Raw genomic sequence first — 16,917 nt, forward strand, 5'->3', positions numbered from 1 at the left:
CGGACAGGGAGCGTGATCACGCTCCCTGTTTTTTTGCGGAGAGTTTGAATTGGACATCATGTAAAAAAGGGTTATAATTAACTACGATATTATTATATGACACTTTAGACATATAGAAAGGGTGTAGAACAGTGGTAGTAGAACAAAAAGGGTCCAAACTAGTCCTTGCGGGACTTCTTTTGGCCATCCTTATGTCTGCGATGGACAATACCATCGTAGCGACCGCTTTGGGTGCCATTGTCGCCGACTTAAACGGTGCAGATAAGTTCGTATGGGTAACGTCCGCCTATATGGTTGCGGTCATGGCGGGAATGCCGATTTTCGGGAAACTGTCTGATATGTACGGCAGGAAAAAATTCTTCGTGTTCGGCTTATTTGTGTTTTTGCTTGGATCGGTCCTGTGCGGTCTTTCACAAAGCATCGTCCAGCTCAGTATTTTCCGTGCAATCCAGGGTATCGGTGGAGGAGCATTGATGCCAATTGCCTTCACGATTGTTTTTGACATTTTTCCTCCTGAAGCACGAGGGAAAATGACCGGGCTCCTCGGAGCCGTCTTCGGTTCGTCCTCCGTCTTCGGTCCGTTGATCGGGGCGTTCTTGACGGACAATTTCTCATGGCACTGGATTTTCTATGTGAACCTCCCTATCGGTCTTCTTTCATTGATTTTCATCCTGGGTTCATACAAGGAATCGCCTGAACGTTCCGATCAGCGCATTGATTGGGGAGGAGCGATCACCCTCGTGGTTGCCGTCGTCAGCTTGATGTTCGGACTTGAATTCGGAGGAAAGGAATATGCCTGGACTTCCTGGCAGATCCTTTCTCTGTTCGCAGGATTTTTGATTTTCTTTATCGCATTCTTGATGATCGAAAGAAAGGCTGCTGAACCGATCATATCATTCTGGATGTTTAAGAGACCGCTTTTTGCCTCTGCTCAGGCATTGGCATTCCTGTACGGAGCGACCTTCATCATCCTGACCATCCTGATCCCGATCTTCGTTCAGGCGGTTTACGGGGGATCGGCGACGAATGCCGGTCTTGTCCTCACACCGCTCATGCTCGGTTCCGTCGTCGGGAGTGCAGTGGCGGGGATTTCCATGTCCAAGACGAGCTATCGGAATATCATGTGGATCTCCATCATTTCCTTTATCATCGGGATGGCTCTTCTATCGACGGTCGGTCCTGATACGAGCAGGTGGCTCCTTACGGTCTACATGGTCATCAGTGGATTTGGCGTAGGGTTTTCCTTCTCACTTCTGCCGAATGCAACGATCCATAAGCTCGAACCACGTTACAGGGGTTCAGCGAATTCAACGAATTCGTTCTTCCGCTCTCTTGGGATGACCATCGGGATCACACTTTTCGGTGCGATGCAATCAAAGTTCTTTGCTTCGAATCTGGAGGATGCATTCGGTAAATCAGGGGGAATGGCTTCTGGTGATTCAAGCAGCCTATTCTCTGCTGAAATGCGTGATAAGATCCCTGATGAGGTTCTCAGCAAAATCACTCAGGCCATGTCTGACTCCATCACCCATACGTTCGCTTATGCACTCATTCCACTTGGAATTGCCGTTGTGTTTGTTTACCTGATGGGGAAATCCAGATTGGAAGTATCTAAAACCAAGCCGAAAAAAGGCTGACCAACCCGAACTGTGGAACCTGTCATGACGGCAGGTTCCTTTTTTGATGGAAGTCAGTTGATCGTTCACTTAAAGGAAATAGGGAGGAGGATGTCGAATACCAGTAAGCAAAGGAGGCGTATCATCATGAAGCAAATCATCGCAATGGGCGGCGGGGGATTCTCAATGGAACCCGATAACCTTGCCCTGGATCAATACATACTGGATCAATCGGAAAAAACATCGCCCAAAATCCTGTTTCTGCCAACAGCTAGCGGGGATGCGGAAGGATACATCAAGCGCTTTTACGATGCATTCAATTCTCTTCCTTGCATCCCTATCCATTTATCGCTCTTCAAACCTCCAGTAAGAGACCTGGAAGGGTTTATTCTCGACCATGATATTGTCTACGTAGGGGGAGGGAATACCAAAAGCATGCTCGCCCTCTGGAGGGAGTGGGGTGTGGACAGAATTTTGAGAAAAGGCTACGAAGACGGAATTATTATGTCGGGCCTGAGTGCCGGTTCGATCTGCTGGTTCGACAGCGGTGTAACGGACTCATTTGGAGACGAACTAGATATCGTCCATGGCCTCGGATTTATCGAGGGAAGCCATTCCCCCCACTATGACGGAGAAACAGAGAGAAGACCGGCATTCCATTCGTTTATCAAGCAGGGATTGATCCCTGAAGGGTATGGGGCTGATGACGGAGCTGCACTTCATTTTGTGGACGGGAAATTGACGAGAGTCCTCACTTCTCGACCACACGCTTCCGCCTATAGGGTGGACATAAAGGATAAGGTCATATCCGAGAAAAAGCTGGACTGTGATTATTTAATAGGAGAGCTTCCAAAGGGGGTCAAGCCATGATCATAAAGGAAATCCCTGCAGAAGAAACGTATGGATTGAGGCATGAAGTATTGAGGCCGGGACAGTCTCTTGATGCGTGTATGTATGAAGGGGACAAAGATGAGCAAACGTTCCATATCGGCATCTATCTTCAAGATCGATTGGTGTGTATCGGATCCTTTTATCACGAACAAGAGAAATCACTGTCACAACGGAATCAATATAGGCTCCGCGGGATGGCGACTCTGGAAAAGGAAAGAGGGAAGGGGATGGGCAGCAAGCTCATTGCCTACGCTGAATCGGTCATGGAGACCAAGGGTTCGGGGGCATGGTGGTGCAATGCGAGAACCACGGCTGTACCATACTATGAAAAGCTAGGCCTAGAGAAAGCCGGAGAAGAATTCCTCATTCCGGAAATCGGTCCGCATTATGTTATGTATAAGATCTTCTGAATAAGAAAAGGCCCTGCATTGCCTGCAGGGCCTTTTCTTCATTCTTTGATTGTGGAGCGTCGGATCCTGATGATCTTGAGAAGGTTCAAAACGATTGTCTTCATGACCGCGTAGAACGGCACGGCAAGGATCATGCCCACGATTCCGGCAAGATTTCCGGCTACCAGCAATAAGATGATGATTGTCGCCGGATGGGTATCCAGGCGCTTTCCGAGGATGAGGGGAGACAGGAAGTTCCCTTCGATCTGCTGGGCGATGACAACGACGACGATAACGAGGACGGCTTTCGTCGGAGAATCAAAGAGGCCGATGATCACAGCTGGTGCCGCGCCGAGGAATGGTCCAAGGAACGGTATGATGTTAGTTGCCGCTCCGATCAGTGCCATTACGAGGGCGTAAGGAAGACCAATGATGAGATATCCGATGAACGTAAGCGTCCCGACGAATGACGCAACCGTCAATTGTCCCTGGATATAAGCGGCTAGTGTAGCACCGGTCTCCTTCAGCGTTTTAACGCCTTCTTCCCTATAACTTGCCGGCATGAATTTGGCAATCGCACCAGGAAGTTTATATCCGTCCTTGAACATAAAGAACAGAAGGAACGGAACCGTTACAATCAAGACAGTGATATTCGTTACGATGCTGACGATACCTTTGATTCCCGACGTAATATTATTAGGAAGGGAATTGGCAATGCCCATAAGCTGGTTCTCGATGTCTTTTATGGATACATAGTCTTGTGCCATGACCCATTTGAATTGTTTCGTTTCAGACAGGTACTCGACGAACTGTTTGGTTTGATCGGCATAATTCGGCAGCTCATTGAACAGGCCCGTGATCTGCTTGTAGATGATCGGTGCCACATTCCCGATGATGAGGACCAAAATCCCGACAATGGCGGCATAGAGGACGATGATGGCGATGGTCCTTGGCAGCCGTGCCTTTTCCAACAGATTGACAACGGGATTCAGCAGGAAGTAGAGGAATCCTGAGATCACGATGGGGAAAAACAGTGTCGAGACGAAAACGGCGATCGGTTGGAACAGGAACGAGATCTTCGTTGAGACGAAAATGATGGTGAGGATAATTAAGATTTGCAGGGTCCACGTATAAAATTTCTTCTTGGTCAACTGATTCACTCCTGAGATAGGTATGTAATGGATACAGTATACCAAAAAGCAGGTGGAGGTACATACTTAAAACGTTTCCTTCCAAGTGATATTTTTCATCATCCGATCTGAAGTCCATGACGTCCCATCCCTGAATATTTTACAGATGCGTGGAGAACGCTAAGCCTAATAATTTCTCTATATTGAGGGTGCTTGCTATGAAAGGGAAGAATCTTAAAAGGCCGATTCGGAAACTTAAGCCTCTGCCGGTAGAAGGAAAGGACGAACACAATGGTCTGGATGAAAAGATTGCTTTCATCAAAGAAGGGTTATTCAAGACAGACGATCTGTTCATCCGAGATCTTGTATTCAATGATCGGGCGTTGAAACTGATTTACATAGATTCGATCATCGAGGTAAAGAGCCTTCAGGATATCGTGATCAAACCGATTCAGGAAATGCCCCGTGGTGAACTAGGGAATGTTGTTCACAGCGGAAACGTCAAGGAAACGGAAGATTTCCAGATACTTCTCGACGGTCTCGTTGACGGCCGATGTGCCCTCATTGAAGAGGGACGGGAAACGATGACTCTCGTTTCCATTCCGAAGGATCAGTCTGCCCACAGGGTGGAGCCGACGAATGAAAAAGTCATACGGGGGTCCCATCAGGGATTTGGGGAAGAAATCACGGAAAACGTCCAGTTCATCCGGCAGAGGATCACCAATGAAAAGGTGACGGTGAAATACGCCAATGCCGGTGAAACCACGAGAACGAAATACGCACTTATTTTCATTTCCGAGCTGACGAACCCGGGACTGATCCAGGAGATTGAGCGTCGCATCAGCTATATCGATGTAGACAGCATCCAATCACCCGGCCATTTCGAAGAGTTCCTGGAAGACAGCACGCTTTCCCCATTTCCTCAGTTCCTGAACACTGAACGGCCGGACCGTGCGGTAGCGAACCTGATGGAGGGAAGAGTCTTGTTGCTCATGGAGGGAAGTCCCACTGCCCTTGTGTTTCCGGTCACGTTCTTCAGTTTCTTTCAGACGTCGGAAGACTATAATACGAGGACGACCACAGGCTCCTTCCTTAGAATGATCAGGCTGGTGAGCTACCTTACGACTTTGTGCCTGCCTGCTAGCTATATTGCTGTCATTTCCTATAACTACGAGATCATCCCAGTGGACATCATCTTTTCGATCAAAAATTCCCTGGAATATCTCCCGTTCCCGCCGCTCATAGAAGCTGCCATCATGCAATTCACTCTGGAGTTATTGCGGGAAGCGGCCATCCGCCTTCCGAACCCTATCGCTCAAACAATCGGTGTCGTGGGAGGTTTGGTCATCGGGACGGCTGTTGTGGAGGCTCACTTTGTGTCCAACACCATGATCATCGTCGTGGCCATCACAGCCATATCTTCCTTTGTCATCCCCTCGAACGAATTGAGTACATCGATCCGTGTGCTCGGTTTCCCGCTCATGGTTCTGGCGTCATTGTTCGGATTTTTCGGCATCATCATCGGTCTTGTTGTAATCTTGATCCATATGGCCACGCTCACCTCCCTGGGTCAGCCGTACTTGTATCCGGTGGCCCCCCTCGATGTGAAGGCGTTGCGTGATACCTTCATCAGGGTGCCGATCTGGCTCATGAAGGAGAGGCCAAAGGACGTCCAGGCTCAATATGACTGGAAATCATCAAAAGCGAGAGAATGGAAGAAACATGATGAGTCCAAGTAAGCGAACCCAGACCCAACTCGTCTTTTTCATCATCCAAACCCAGATCGGGGTGGGGATCCTCGGGCTGCCCTACAATGTCTTCCTGGAGGCTAAACAGGATGGATGGATCTCTGTCTTTCTCTCAGGCTGTTTGGTCCAGGTGATCATTACGATTTTGTGGCTCCTGGCAAAACGGTTTCCTGATCAGTCGCTATTCCAATATTCCAAGCTTCTGACGGGAAAGTATATCGGTACGGGAATCAACCTCATCTATATTATTTACGGCGTTTTGGTGACGGCGCTCATCCTTATGTACTCGACTAAAGTGATCAAAACATGGATGCTGATCTATACGCCAAAATGGATCCTGATGATGCTTTTGGTTTTGACGGCAATCTACCTTGCGAGAGAGCATATCGATACCATCAGTAATATTTATGTTGTGGTTTCGTTGTTAATTGTCTTTCTGCTAATCATCTCTTTCATCGTGGTCGGTACGTATCCCGTGGATTTCCGATATTTATTCCCGGTAGGTGCCCATTTTGGACTCTCTTGGTTGAAGGGGGCAAGGGAAGCGTACTTCTCCATGCTCGGCTTTGAGCTCATGCTGATCCTGTACCATCACTTCAAGGACTTGGGATCAAAGGCCATTCTAAAATCCGCGTCCGTGGCCAACTGGCTCGTGACGATCATCTATGCGATTATGATGATCGTTAGTACCATCGTGTTCAGTCCGACCGAGATTGAGATCGTCCCTCAACCGGTCCTTTACTTCGTGAAATCGCTGAATCTGCAGATCATTGAAAGGATCGACCTGGTATTTTTGTCGCTCTGGATCGTCAACGTGGTCACTTCCCTTACAAGCTATCTATTCCTGTCAATCGAAGGGACGCGGTACTTTTTTAAGGAGTTGTCAAAGAAAAAGGGTACCTGGATTTTGATTCTGTACGGGAGCATCAGCTTTTCGATCGCGGTCCTTTATCGGATTGAGCAGATTGATACCTATAATATGTTTGTGATCAGATTCTCCTTCTTGCTGGTTTGCTGTATTCCCATCGCCTTGCTGCTCCTCTCTTTCATCAAGAAAAAAGGAAAGGGTGCGTCGAATTGAAGAAGTTCCTTGTTGTTTTGCTTATATTGTCTCAGGTGATTCTTTCGGGGTGCTGGGATCAGCGGCTTTTAAAAAGAAGCAGGCTTGTGTATTCATCCGCTTTTGACTTGACAGAGGATAAGGAAAAGATCAGGGGGACTGCAGTCATCCGCGACTTCAAAGAAGGGGTCCCCACCAATCTGGAAGTCTCCGGAACAGGTCATACCATTCGTGACGTCAGGATTCACCTCGATAAGAAGGTATCCGACAACTTTGAACCTTCGAAGAACAGGGTCTTCCTGCTTGGGGAAAGCTTAGCAAAAGAAGATATCTATGATTTCCTCGATATCTTCTACCGGGATCCGAATAGTTCGATTTCCTCCAAGATTGCCATCACCAGGGGGGATGCAGGACCTTATCTCATGCACTTGATTGAAAACAACGTGTTGATCTCTGAGTATATCATCGAATCGATTTCTTCAGCCGAGTCCGTGACTGAGGTTCCGAAAGCCAATCTGCAAACGATTTGTACCATCATGTTCGATGAAGGGAGAGATTTCATGCTTCCCATGTTTGAATATAAGAATGATGAAATCGTATTGAATGGAACGGCGTTGTTCGACGAACGGCGCATGACCGGCGAGTTGGACTATTCACAATCTGCATTGATGCTTATCATGATGAAACAGAAGTCAAAAGTGGCCCGCTTTGTGACAAAAGTGAATTCGGGAAAAGAGCCGAATATCCAGAACTATATCACCTTCAATATCGTAAAGCCCAAGGTGAAAGTGGAATTCTCCTCATTGGAACCGGGTAACATCCATGTGAATCTATCCTTGAAATCTAATATCAATGTGGTGGAGTACCCGCCGAATCGTCTTTTTGATCAAAAGGAATTAGATCGACTGAATGACGTGATCTCCAAAAATATGACGAAAAGGCTCGAGGAGACGATTGAAAAAGTCCAAGATGCCAATTCCGATGTTCTCGGTCTGGGGCGCGAACTGATTGCTTTCCATCCCGAAGTGTGGAAGGAACTGAATTGGAAGGAAGAATACCAACGCATCACCTTCCATCCAAAGGTGGAACTTCACATTGTCGGTACGGGTATCATCAATTGACCTTTCATTACAAAAAACGGATGGCTCCCCGCGGGGCTCCATCCGTTATTTGCTTTACAATTTCTATGATACCAACTTCAACCCGATGATGCTTCCTACAATACAGAGAATGAAAGCGATCCGCTTGACGTCCTTTGCTTCCTTGAAAAAAATCATCCCCATGAGGACGGCACCGGCAGATCCGATACCCGTCCAGATTCCATACCCAGTGCTGACGGGTATCTCCAAAAGGGCAACAGACAGGAGATAGAAGCTCAGTGCTCCTGCAATGAAGCAGGCAGCTGTCGGGATGATCCTTTTAAATCCTTCCGATAGCTTCATGAACGAAACCATGACCACTTCGCAGCATCCTGCGGCAATCAGTGCGAGCCATGCCATTACTGAGCCCCCCTTTCTTCTTTTTCTTCCTTGTCGCTCAGCTTCAGCCCGATGATCCCGAATATGAGTAGAGCAACGAATAAGATCTTCAGCATGCTGACCCCGTCACCGAGAATGAACATACCGACGATGGCTGTTCCGGCAGCACCAATCCCCGTGAAGACTGCATAGGCCGTCCCGATGGGAAGGAGCTTCATTGAATTTGAAAAGAAATAAAAACTGATCAAGATCAGGATGGCCGTGATGGTGCTTGCAACGGGACGCGTGAATCCTTCTGAAAGGGAGAGTCCGGTCGCCCAGCCGATTTCCAAGATCCCCCCGATGATGACATAAATCCAACCCATGATGTTCTACACTCCTTTGCTGTTAGTCAGTCCGAGTTCATATACCTTCCAGACCGACTCGATGCGCTCTTTGAATATCTCTTCCGTATAGTAGTGATGCTCGAGGAATACCCCGTCAATAAGGCATAAGAATGACGCAGTGAATTGTTCCACGTCGATGTGCATAAAGTATCCGCTCCTTTTTCCACTGTCGTGAATGGAGCGGAGCAGCTGACTGTATTCAACTTCAAGCTCATAGAACTTTTTGCTGATGAATTCCTTGAAGGGCTCAGGAGGGTAAAAGCTTACCCGTTTCCACAAGCGCGCCTCCTGTGTCGTCAACAGACGATGGCAGAAAGAGTCAAAGACCTTGCGCACCTGTTCGATGGCGGAGCCTGGATATTCATTGTCATATAGCCTGTGATAGGAATTGATTTCAGACTGTATGAGATCTTCAATGACTTCAGTGAAAATCTCTTCTTTGCTCGAAAAATGATTGTAGATGGAAGGCTTTTTAATTCCAACCACAGTTGCAATATCACTTAAAGAGGTTTCTTCATAGCCCTTTTGACCGAATAAATCCAGGGCTGTCTCTTTTATTTTTTTCTTGTTATCCATTTTCAATGTAATCCCCCCCTTTTAACTAACTAACGGTCGGTAGTCAAACTATACTCCATTTACTTTTCCCTGTAAAGAGAAATCCATTTTTCATGAATGTCTTTTTCTCGGCATATACCTTCTAGTACAGTATCTAGGAGGGTGAACGTGAAGAAAATCAGTATTAAACTCTTTGTGCTTGGTATACTGGTCGTCTTTTTGATCGGACTTGCATGGGTTAAGTGGATGGGCAGCTCGGGAAACGGTTGGTTGACCATCGAAGAAAAATATTATCCGATTGATGAAAAAAAGGCCAAGGGTGTTAAAACCGGTCGGGAAATCGACGTTTCTGGTCCCGGATGTTCCATTACTTTCAGTAACGAAACAACCTATGAGGTCGACTGCGACCGGTACTTGGATTATCGGGTGGGGGAAAAGGTAAAGATCACCGTGATAGAAGGCCAACTTACTAAAATCAGTAGGAAATGATGACAGGCGAGGGGGAATTCGGTACAATCGCTTTAAAGGTGGGGGTCTGAATGGGCTATATTGAAGAACTGCGGTCACTGATCGGGACAAGGCCGGTGAATCTTGTCGGTTCCACGGTCATCCTGACTGATGGGGAAGGCAGGATCCTTCTGCAAAGGCGCACCTTCCCCGCGGGAAAATGGGGTCTTCCCGGAGGTCTGATGGAACTAGGCGAATCCGCTGAGGAAACGGCGCGTAGGGAAGTGAAGGAAGAAACGAATCTTGACGTGGGGCGCCTTCATCTGGTGAGTGTCTATTCCGGCCAAGATCAGTACATAGAAGCAGCGAATGGGGATCAATTCTATTCCGTTACAATCTGTTTTCACTCAGAAGAGTTTACAGGAGACCTGAAGCTGCAGCGTTCAGAAGGAACGAAGCTGGAATTCATATCCCCGAAAGACGTGCCAGACAACATGGTGGCAAGTCACAGGAGGATGGTGGCAGACTTCCTAGGAATGAAGAATAATCAAAAAGACGACGCTTAGAAGCGCCGTCTTTTATACGTCTATCTCATTATCTAGAGATGATATCCAGGTATGCATGGTATGCGGTAAGCTTTTCATAACGACCGAAAGCCTTTCCGTAGTGACCGGATGACTGCCCGACCGCGATATAATGACCGGTGGTCGGAAGGATATGGATCATGATGGATGGACGGCCAGTATTCCTATCTTCAGGGACATGAAGCATGGAGAATCGTTTCATTGTTGGCCTCCTCGAACCATCAAACAACCGATGATTCACGTTTAACGTAACATACTTATCCTGTTCATTCAATCGTTCCCCTCAAAAAGACCCACAAAAAAAATGGATGCTGTACGAATGATTATGTGACGAACAAAACGGGAATAGCAACACTGTTAGGAGGCTGCATGATGAACATAGATGAATTGCTTGAGAATACCGTGGACCTTGGAGAAGAAGAACTGTCTCGACCAATCTACCGGATCGACATCGATCGTCTGCTTGACCTCACACATGACCGATAAAAAATGCCGTCCCTTCTCAGAAGCAGGGCGGCATTTTTTTATCGCTCAATCATGGCGTTTATGCTTATTGAGGAGCTCTTTCAGCATATTGATGATCGTTGCCCTCTCAGGCTTGTCAAAGCTTGAAGTCCATTGATCAACGAGTGCACGTTCGTCCTCCGTCAGGTCACGCTGCAGGCCGTCGACGAGGACTTCCTTGATTTCATCCCCGGCATCTTTTTGAATGATGGTTTCAGGTTTCATGGATCATATCCCTCCCTTTCCATCCTTTTCCCTTGTATGCGTTTTCCAAACCTCATGCTCCCCACTGACAGCCGCTTTGTAGTACACTGGATGAAAACACCTGACAGGGGGTACATTCATTTGACACAGATTTGCTTGATCAGACACGGTCAGACGGATTGGAATAAAGCAGGGAGACTTCAGGGGCAGACAGATATCCCCCTTAATGAAGCAGGAAGAAAACAGGCCCGGGAGTGCAGGGATCATCTGTACGGAGATGATTGGGATGTGATGATCACGACACCTCTGAATCGCGCCAGGGAAACAGGAGAAATCATCAATGAAAAGATGAATCTTCCTATTGAGATCATGGATGAGTTCATGGAGCGGGGGTTCGGTGAAGGGGAAGGACTGACGAGGGAGGAGAGGAGAGCGTCCTATGAAGGGTTTGACTTTCCGGGGATGGAATCTGACGAGGACCTCAATGACCGGATCATGGCAGGACTATCCACCATCCTGCAGTGCTACCCCGGTAAGAGAATCCTATTGGTTTCCCACGGTGGCGTCATTGCAGCCATCCTGAGGCTATTCCATCTCGACGCACAACAAGAGGTGAAGCTCTTCAACGGGTGCATCAATCACCTCCATTATTTAGAGGATTCATGGCAGGTGAGGGGATATAATGTGATTGATCATTTATCCAGTACCGGTGCGTGACCTAGTAGAAAGGGGGGATGGAGATGGCCATCATTTTATTCGACGGAGTCTGCAACTTTTGTGACCGATCGGTCCAGTTTATCATCCGCCACGACAAAAGGAAGGTTTTTCAATTTGCTTCCCTGCAAAGTGAAACCGGAATTGAACTGTTGGCTCAATATAGGCTTCAGGAGGAAATCGATAGCATCGTCCTCATCGATGACAGAGGCGCGTTCACGGAATCAGATGCCATCATCAGGATTTCAAGTGAGCTTCGCTTCCCTTATTCTTTGGGGAAGCTCGGTCGGATCATTCCCCGCCGCCTGCGCGATGCCGCCTATAAGCAATTTGCCAAGAAAAGGTATAAGTGGTTTGGGCAAAAAGAGCAATGCAGCATTCCTTCAAAGGAAGTCAGGGACCGTTTTTTACCTTGACCATATCTGTATGTTCCAGCATCAAAAAGAATCGGGATCCGTCCTGCGTGGACGGATCCCGATTCTTTCTTTTTATAAGGCAGGTGGACGCAGCACGCTCATGTCAGAAGGGAAACGGCAAATGATCGTTTCCTAGGTCCGTCGAATTCGCAGAAATAGATTCCTTGCCATGTGCCGAGAAGAAGTTCGCCTTCGTGTATAAGGATGGTTTGGCCGTGTCCTGTAGTGGATGTTTTTAGATGTGCGGCTGTGTTCCCCTCAGCGTGCAGATCAGACTGATGCTCCCATGGGAATACTTCATCGAGTCTTCTAAGGAAGTCGGTCTTCACATCGGGATCAGCATTTTCATTCACAGTGATGCCGGCAGTCGTGTGGAGGGATTGAACGATGACGGCCCCTGTACTCACATCTTTGAAATCCACAAAGTCCTGAACCGCACGGGTGATATCAATCATTTCATCACGTTTGGTGGTTTCAATCTGAATGATTTTCATGGAATTCTCTCCTTCCTTTAATCGAATTGGGTGATAGCGTATGTAAGAGCTCGCAGATCCTTGCTGCCAGACGGATGGCGGAAGGATGGTCCCCATGTACACAGATGGTATCCGCCTTAAGAGGGATGACCGCTCCCGTTCTCGTGCGTACACGTCCATGCTCGATCATTTCCTTCACTTGATCCAGCGCCTCCGATTCGGCGAGCACGGCTCCGGAAAGATGCCGTGGCGAGAGAGTACCGTCTTCTTCATACGAACGATCGGCAAATACTTCTTCAAACACCTTAAGGCCAGCGCTTCTCCCAGCTCTAGTCAGTTCACTCCCAGACAGCCCATATAGGATCAAGTCAGGGTCCAAAGCATGGACCGCCCTGGCGATCGCCTGCGCAATAAGGGGGTCGCGTGCGGCTGTATTGTATAGTGCCCCGTGAGGCTTCACGTGGGTCAGACGGATGCCCTTGGCAGTCGTGAAGGCAGTTAGTGCCCCGATCTGATACTGAATCATGGCTGATACGTCTTCAGGATCCATGTTCATTTCCCTTCTTCCAAACCCTTGAATATCGGGGTACCCGGGGTGGGCACCAACGGAAACCCCGGCCGTTGCCGCAAGATCAACGGTTTTCCTCATCACTGCAGGATCCCCCGCGTGAAAACCGCAGGCGATATTGACCGATGTCACATATGCCATGATGGCGTTGTCATCCCCGACCGAATAACGACCATAACCCTCTCCCAAATCACAATTCATATCAATCATCCAACCATCCTCTCCAGATCCTTCAATCCCATTCTCGTCGGTCCAACGAAAAAAAATGAAATTCTCATTGAATTTTAATCTTACTTTAATTGTATTCACTTTTTTTACGATTACAATGAATCTTGCTTATGAATAAGGATTTCACTCCCAAACATATGAATCAGGTTCGTATGGTAAAATCTTTATGTTATAAGACCCATTCTAATTTCTTTCCTTTGAAGACAAAAGTCATGCTGAAGCTTTTGTCTTCTTTTTTTGTCTTTTCAGACGCATCACTGCACCCAAACCCTCTAGAATCCTTCTCAGCAGACCTTTGTAATCACGGGTCCTTTCAAACAGTTTCCTCCGCAAGAAGAAGTTTATTCCCTCTTCAATCGCCACTATGGACAGAAGCAGGCATATCATCAGCCAGATCAGGATTATCACTCCTAACATATCGTTTATATGTACCATATGGAATACTCTACCACGTTATGATGGACAACTAACATAAGATATCTATAATATTATTATGTCAACCAATTGGATTTTCGATAATCTTTCTCGCTACGTTAAAGAAAATTCATCTCATTCTCATGGAAATTTAATCTTGAGGGGAGATAATGTTGTTAAATCAAAGGGAGGTAAAAATCATGTGGATACGATTTATACCTGTATTATTCTTCAGTCTTACAGCCATTTCACTCTTTGCGTATCAAGGTGTAGAAATCATTCATGCCATTCAAGATTTTATTTTTGATAAAAATAGACTAAAATAAGGAATATAGAGGCAGCAGAGCAGGTGATGGTGTGAAACGAATATTAGTTATAGAAGATGAAAAAAATCTGTCCCGTTTCATCGAACTTGAATTGACTTATGAAGGCTATGAGATCGGGCAGGCCTATGATGGCCGTGAAGGACTGGACCTTGCATTGAATCAGGAATGGGATATCATCCTCCTCGATCTCATGCTTCCGAGTCTGAGCGGGTTGGAGGTGTGCCGCAGGATCCGACAGGTCAAATCGACCCCGATCCTCATGATCACAGCACGTGACAGTGTCATGGACCGGGTGTCGGGACTCGACAGCGGTGCGGATGATTATGTTATCAAACCTTTCGCCATCGAAGAACTCCTCGCAAGACTGAGGGCGGTGTTCCGCCGGTCCGAAAACGATGCACAGCTCGTCCATCAGACCAGCTTCACCTATCGTGATCTCGTCGTCAAGAAGGAGTCCAGGCAGGTGCTGAAAGGGGATAAAGAAATCGAAGTCACGAAGAGGGAGTATGATCTTCTTCTTGCGTTCATGGAGAACCAGAATATCGTATTGACAAGGGAAGTGCTCCTGAACAAGGTATGGGGATATGATACGGAAGTCGAAACGAATGTCGTAGACGTCTATGTCCGGTATTTACGGAATAAGATTGATGGGCCCGGGGATGACAGTTACATCCAGACGGTACGGGGCACCGGTTACGTGATGAGATCATGAATAAACTGGTTTATCGGTTCAAACATACGTCTTTAAAGGTTAAATGGGCATTGGCGGCTGGTTCTGCTATCTTTTTAGCCTTTTTTTTATTCAGTTTCTTTCAATATCATGCCATCGATAAATGGCTCATCAATGAGGAAGAGAACAGTTTTGGCCGCGTACTGGACGAAATCACCGTTTTTTTCAAACAGCGCGGTCCGAATATCCAGAAACAGGACATCTTTGACAGCCAGGATCTCATGAAGCAGATTGCCGAAAAAGATCAGACGATTAGGATCCTCGATACAGAGGGGAATCAGGTCCTAGAGATCCGGGGTGAAAGTGATACGTCATTCTATGTCCCATTCGAGCCGGTCAGAGGCAAATCTGTCAATCTCATCGAATCCGAAAACAAGAAGATGCTCATCGGAAGGTCGCCGATCCGTTCCAGCGAGTTCAATGGGTATGTAGAAATCATCCAGCCGCTGAACCGGTACGAAACCGTCATGAGAAATCTTTTCTGGATGATGTCCATCATCGGAATCGGTGCCCTGCTTATCAGTGCACTCATCGGATATATCATGGCCGGTAATTTCGTCAAGCCTTTGAATAATTTATCTGAAACGATGCGATCCATTGAAAGGAAAGGATTTCATGAAAGGGTGGATATCGGCGACTCGGCTGATGAGATCACGGAATTATCACATATCTTCAACTCCATGATGAGTCAGATCGAAAATTCGTTCCAACAGCAGCAACAGTTTGTCGAGGATGCCTCCCATGAGCTCAGGACGCCGATCCAGGTCCTGGAGGGTCACCTTTCGCTCCTGAACCGTTGGGGGAAAAAAGATCCCACCATCTTGGAGGAATCATTACAAGTTTCACTGGAAGAATTGGAGCGGATCAAGCGCCTGGTTGGGGAGCTTCTTGAATTATCAAGGGCAGACCGTGAAAAGCAGGATTTGAACAATGTGCGTGCGGATGTCCGCAAGGTGGCCGGCAAGGTGCTGGGGGACTTCGAGTTCCTTCATACAGACTACACCTTCAGAATTACTGACAGCCTGTCCGGCCCTACCGAGGCTGTCATGCAGCCTCGGCATCTTGAACAGGTGTTGACGATTATTTTCGATAATGCCGTAAAATATTCAGATACAGGCTCTGTGATTGAAATGGTCCTCAAGGATGGAGGGGACCGTGTCATCATCGAGGTCAGAGATGAAGGGATCGGCATACCGGAAAGCGATCTTCCGAAAATTTTTGACCGGTTCTACAGGGTGGATAAAGCAAGGAGCCGGGAGAAGGGTGGATATGGCTTGGGACTTGCGATTGCCTCCAAGCTGATTCAAAACTACGGAGGGGCTATTGAAGCCGACCTGAACAACCCGGTGGGAACCGTTATCCGCATCAAATTAAATAGGGTCTAACTGTGGACGTCTCAGTATCGATCTGAGACGTCTATTTCTGTAAACTGCATATCCGTGCTTTTGGGGATTTTCACCTCCAGGATGCCGTCGCGAAAGTGGGCAGAGGCCCCTTTTTTCTTCACGAGACAAGGGAGCGTCAGGACTTGGCGATCGCCCTGGGAGGGGATGTTTTCAATGATCGCCTGATTGGAAGTATGATAAATTTTCACCTTCTTCATCAGCCCTTCATCTTTTAATTCAAATCGTACATATACATCATCGAAGGATTCGAATACATGTGCTGGGATGCTTCCGTCCTCGCCGCTTTGATGGGCAGACTGCTGGGGAGAGGCTCCTCCCATGGTGCTGTTCGCATTCATCATGCTTTCGAATCCGCCCGGAAACATCTTTTTCATCATATCCTGTACATATGAGTCCACTTCCTGAGGATTCATATTCTGTTTCATCCCTTTCATAAAAGGGAATACGTTCCATGGAAACATTGTTGCACCCCATTTCTTGGATCGTTCATTTATGACATTCTATTCAACTCTGGGCGGAAGGTTCGCAGACTGACAAACTCAAAAAATGCTGATATTCAGTAAAAATTGTTTGGTTTTTTTTAGGAAGAGTAGTAAGATGGTTTATGAAAAAAGTCTATCGCCCCATGGAAAGTGTACATGGAGAGAAAG

General features: G+C 47.2%; 21 protein-coding genes. 12 read left to right on the forward strand and 9 right to left on the reverse strand.

Annotated elements, in window-relative coordinates; genetic code table 11:
- Positions 1–131 precede the first annotated feature (131 nt).
- The 3 genes from ACNA6I_RS04675 (at position 132) to ACNA6I_RS04685 (ending at position 2,917) form a co-directional block, all read left to right on the forward strand.
- Positions 132–1,637: an MDR family MFS transporter gene (locus ACNA6I_RS04675; protein ID WP_048003813.1), complete on the forward strand. Its 1,506-nt coding sequence runs from the start codon at positions 132–134 to the stop codon at positions 1,635–1,637.
- 126 nt (positions 1,638–1,763) lie between these two features.
- A complete protein-coding gene (locus ACNA6I_RS04680) occupies positions 1,764–2,486 on the forward strand; it encodes a Type 1 glutamine amidotransferase-like domain-containing protein (protein WP_416312991.1) in 723 nt (240 codons plus the stop codon).
- Complete coding sequence (locus tag ACNA6I_RS04685; protein WP_048003811.1) at positions 2,483–2,917, forward strand: GNAT family N-acetyltransferase; 435 nt, start codon at positions 2,483–2,485, stop codon at positions 2,915–2,917. The genes ACNA6I_RS04680 and ACNA6I_RS04685 overlap by 4 nt, the downstream gene beginning before the upstream one ends.
- A 38-nt stretch (positions 2,918–2,955) precedes the next feature.
- Here ACNA6I_RS04685 and ACNA6I_RS04690 read toward each other — a convergent pair whose 3' ends face one another.
- Positions 2,956–4,047 carry an AI-2E family transporter gene (locus ACNA6I_RS04690; RefSeq protein WP_148795275.1) on the reverse strand — a complete coding sequence of 364 codons (1,092 nt, stop codon included), beginning with the start codon at positions 4,045–4,047 and terminating at the stop codon, positions 2,956–2,958.
- 197 nt (positions 4,048–4,244) lie between these two features.
- Between ACNA6I_RS04690 and ACNA6I_RS04695 the strand changes: the two genes are divergently transcribed.
- Genes ACNA6I_RS04695 through ACNA6I_RS04705 form a run of 3 tightly spaced genes read left to right on the forward strand, consistent with a single transcriptional unit; the run spans position 4,245 to position 7,955 of the window.
- A complete protein-coding gene (locus ACNA6I_RS04695; protein WP_416312992.1) occupies positions 4,245–5,765 on the forward strand; it encodes a spore germination protein in 1,521 nt (506 codons plus the stop codon).
- Entirely contained in the window at positions 5,749–6,855 is a 1,107-nt protein-coding gene (locus ACNA6I_RS04700) for a GerAB/ArcD/ProY family transporter (protein WP_251526699.1), read from the forward strand. Before ACNA6I_RS04695 ends, ACNA6I_RS04700 begins: the two co-directional genes overlap by 17 nt.
- Positions 6,852–7,955 carry a Ger(x)C family spore germination protein gene (locus ACNA6I_RS04705; RefSeq protein WP_416312993.1) on the forward strand — a complete coding sequence of 368 codons (1,104 nt, stop codon included), beginning with the start codon at positions 6,852–6,854 and terminating at the stop codon, positions 7,953–7,955. The genes ACNA6I_RS04700 and ACNA6I_RS04705 overlap by 4 nt, the downstream gene beginning before the upstream one ends.
- A gap of 63 nt (positions 7,956–8,018) precedes the next feature.
- On the opposite strand, the gene ACNA6I_RS04710 is transcribed toward ACNA6I_RS04705, so the two are convergent.
- Genes ACNA6I_RS04710 through ACNA6I_RS04720 form a run of 3 tightly spaced genes read right to left on the reverse strand, consistent with a single transcriptional unit; the run spans position 8,019 to position 9,274 of the window.
- Positions 8,019–8,333, reverse strand: a complete 315-nt coding sequence (locus tag ACNA6I_RS04710; protein WP_148795270.1) for a DMT family transporter — start codon at positions 8,331–8,333, stop codon at positions 8,019–8,021.
- Complete coding sequence (locus ACNA6I_RS04715; RefSeq protein ID WP_048003806.1) at positions 8,333–8,677, reverse strand: DMT family transporter; 345 nt, start codon at positions 8,675–8,677, stop codon at positions 8,333–8,335. The genes ACNA6I_RS04710 and ACNA6I_RS04715 overlap by 1 nt, the downstream gene beginning before the upstream one ends.
- Before the next feature lie 6 nt (positions 8,678–8,683).
- A complete protein-coding gene (locus ACNA6I_RS04720; RefSeq protein WP_231579042.1) occupies positions 8,684–9,274 on the reverse strand; it encodes a TetR/AcrR family transcriptional regulator in 591 nt (196 codons plus the stop codon).
- A 147-nt stretch (positions 9,275–9,421) separates the two neighbouring features.
- Between ACNA6I_RS04720 and ACNA6I_RS04725 the strand changes: the two genes are divergently transcribed.
- Both ACNA6I_RS04725 and ACNA6I_RS04730 read left to right on the forward strand, forming a co-directional pair.
- Positions 9,422–9,742, forward strand: a complete 321-nt coding sequence (locus ACNA6I_RS04725) for a hypothetical protein (protein WP_416312994.1) — start codon at positions 9,422–9,424, stop codon at positions 9,740–9,742.
- Positions 9,743–9,792: 50 nt separating this feature from the next.
- Positions 9,793–10,266: an NUDIX hydrolase gene (locus ACNA6I_RS04730; protein WP_048003803.1), complete on the forward strand. Its 474-nt coding sequence runs from the start codon at positions 9,793–9,795 to the stop codon at positions 10,264–10,266.
- Positions 10,267–10,294: 28 nt separating this feature from the next.
- Here ACNA6I_RS04730 and ACNA6I_RS04735 read toward each other — a convergent pair whose 3' ends face one another.
- The gene (locus tag ACNA6I_RS04735) at positions 10,295–10,486 is read right to left on the reverse strand and encodes a hypothetical protein (protein ID WP_048003802.1); all 192 of its coding nucleotides are present in this window, start codon (positions 10,484–10,486) and stop codon (positions 10,295–10,297) included.
- A gap of 329 nt (positions 10,487–10,815) precedes the next feature.
- Positions 10,816–11,013 carry a hypothetical protein gene (locus tag ACNA6I_RS04740; RefSeq protein WP_048003801.1) on the reverse strand — a complete coding sequence of 66 codons (198 nt, stop codon included), beginning with the start codon at positions 11,011–11,013 and terminating at the stop codon, positions 10,816–10,818.
- 120 nt (positions 11,014–11,133) lie between these two features.
- Between ACNA6I_RS04740 and ACNA6I_RS04745 the strand changes: the two genes are divergently transcribed.
- Both ACNA6I_RS04745 and ACNA6I_RS04750 read left to right on the forward strand, forming a co-directional pair.
- Positions 11,134–11,709, forward strand: a complete 576-nt coding sequence (locus tag ACNA6I_RS04745) for a histidine phosphatase family protein (protein ID WP_416312995.1) — start codon at positions 11,134–11,136, stop codon at positions 11,707–11,709.
- Between the two features lie 23 nt (positions 11,710–11,732).
- Positions 11,733–12,122, forward strand: a complete 390-nt coding sequence (locus ACNA6I_RS04750; protein WP_048003799.1) for a thiol-disulfide oxidoreductase DCC family protein — start codon at positions 11,733–11,735, stop codon at positions 12,120–12,122.
- 98 nt (positions 12,123–12,220) lie between these two features.
- Here the strand turns inward: ACNA6I_RS04750 and ACNA6I_RS04755 are convergent, their stop codons facing one another.
- Positions 12,221–12,616, reverse strand: a complete 396-nt coding sequence (locus ACNA6I_RS04755) for a secondary thiamine-phosphate synthase enzyme YjbQ (protein ID WP_416312996.1) — start codon at positions 12,614–12,616, stop codon at positions 12,221–12,223.
- Positions 12,597–13,373: a 5-oxoprolinase subunit PxpA gene (locus ACNA6I_RS04760; RefSeq protein WP_416312997.1), complete on the reverse strand. Its 777-nt coding sequence runs from the start codon at positions 13,371–13,373 to the stop codon at positions 12,597–12,599. Before ACNA6I_RS04760 ends, ACNA6I_RS04755 begins: the two co-directional genes overlap by 20 nt.
- 789 nt (positions 13,374–14,162) lie before the next feature.
- On the opposite strand from ACNA6I_RS04760, the gene ACNA6I_RS04765 reads away from it, so the two are divergent.
- Positions 14,163–14,843, forward strand: a complete 681-nt coding sequence (locus tag ACNA6I_RS04765; protein WP_048003795.1) for a response regulator transcription factor — start codon at positions 14,163–14,165, stop codon at positions 14,841–14,843.
- The gene (locus tag ACNA6I_RS04770; RefSeq protein WP_048003794.1) at positions 14,840–16,246 is read left to right on the forward strand and encodes a HAMP domain-containing sensor histidine kinase; all 1,407 of its coding nucleotides are present in this window, start codon (positions 14,840–14,842) and stop codon (positions 16,244–16,246) included. The genes ACNA6I_RS04765 and ACNA6I_RS04770 overlap by 4 nt, the downstream gene beginning before the upstream one ends.
- Positions 16,247–16,257: 11 nt before the next feature.
- On the opposite strand, the gene ACNA6I_RS04775 is transcribed toward ACNA6I_RS04770, so the two are convergent.
- Positions 16,258–16,701 (reverse strand): Hsp20/alpha crystallin family protein, encoded by a 444-nt coding sequence (locus ACNA6I_RS04775; RefSeq protein ID WP_249931485.1) that lies wholly within the window; start codon positions 16,699–16,701, stop codon positions 16,258–16,260.
- Positions 16,702–16,917 lie beyond the last annotated feature (216 nt).

Origin of the sequence: Rossellomorea sp. FS2, assembly GCF_047915635.1 — a bacterium.
Taxonomy (GTDB): Bacteria; Bacillota; Bacilli; order Bacillales; family Bacillaceae_B; genus Rossellomorea; species Rossellomorea marisflavi_A.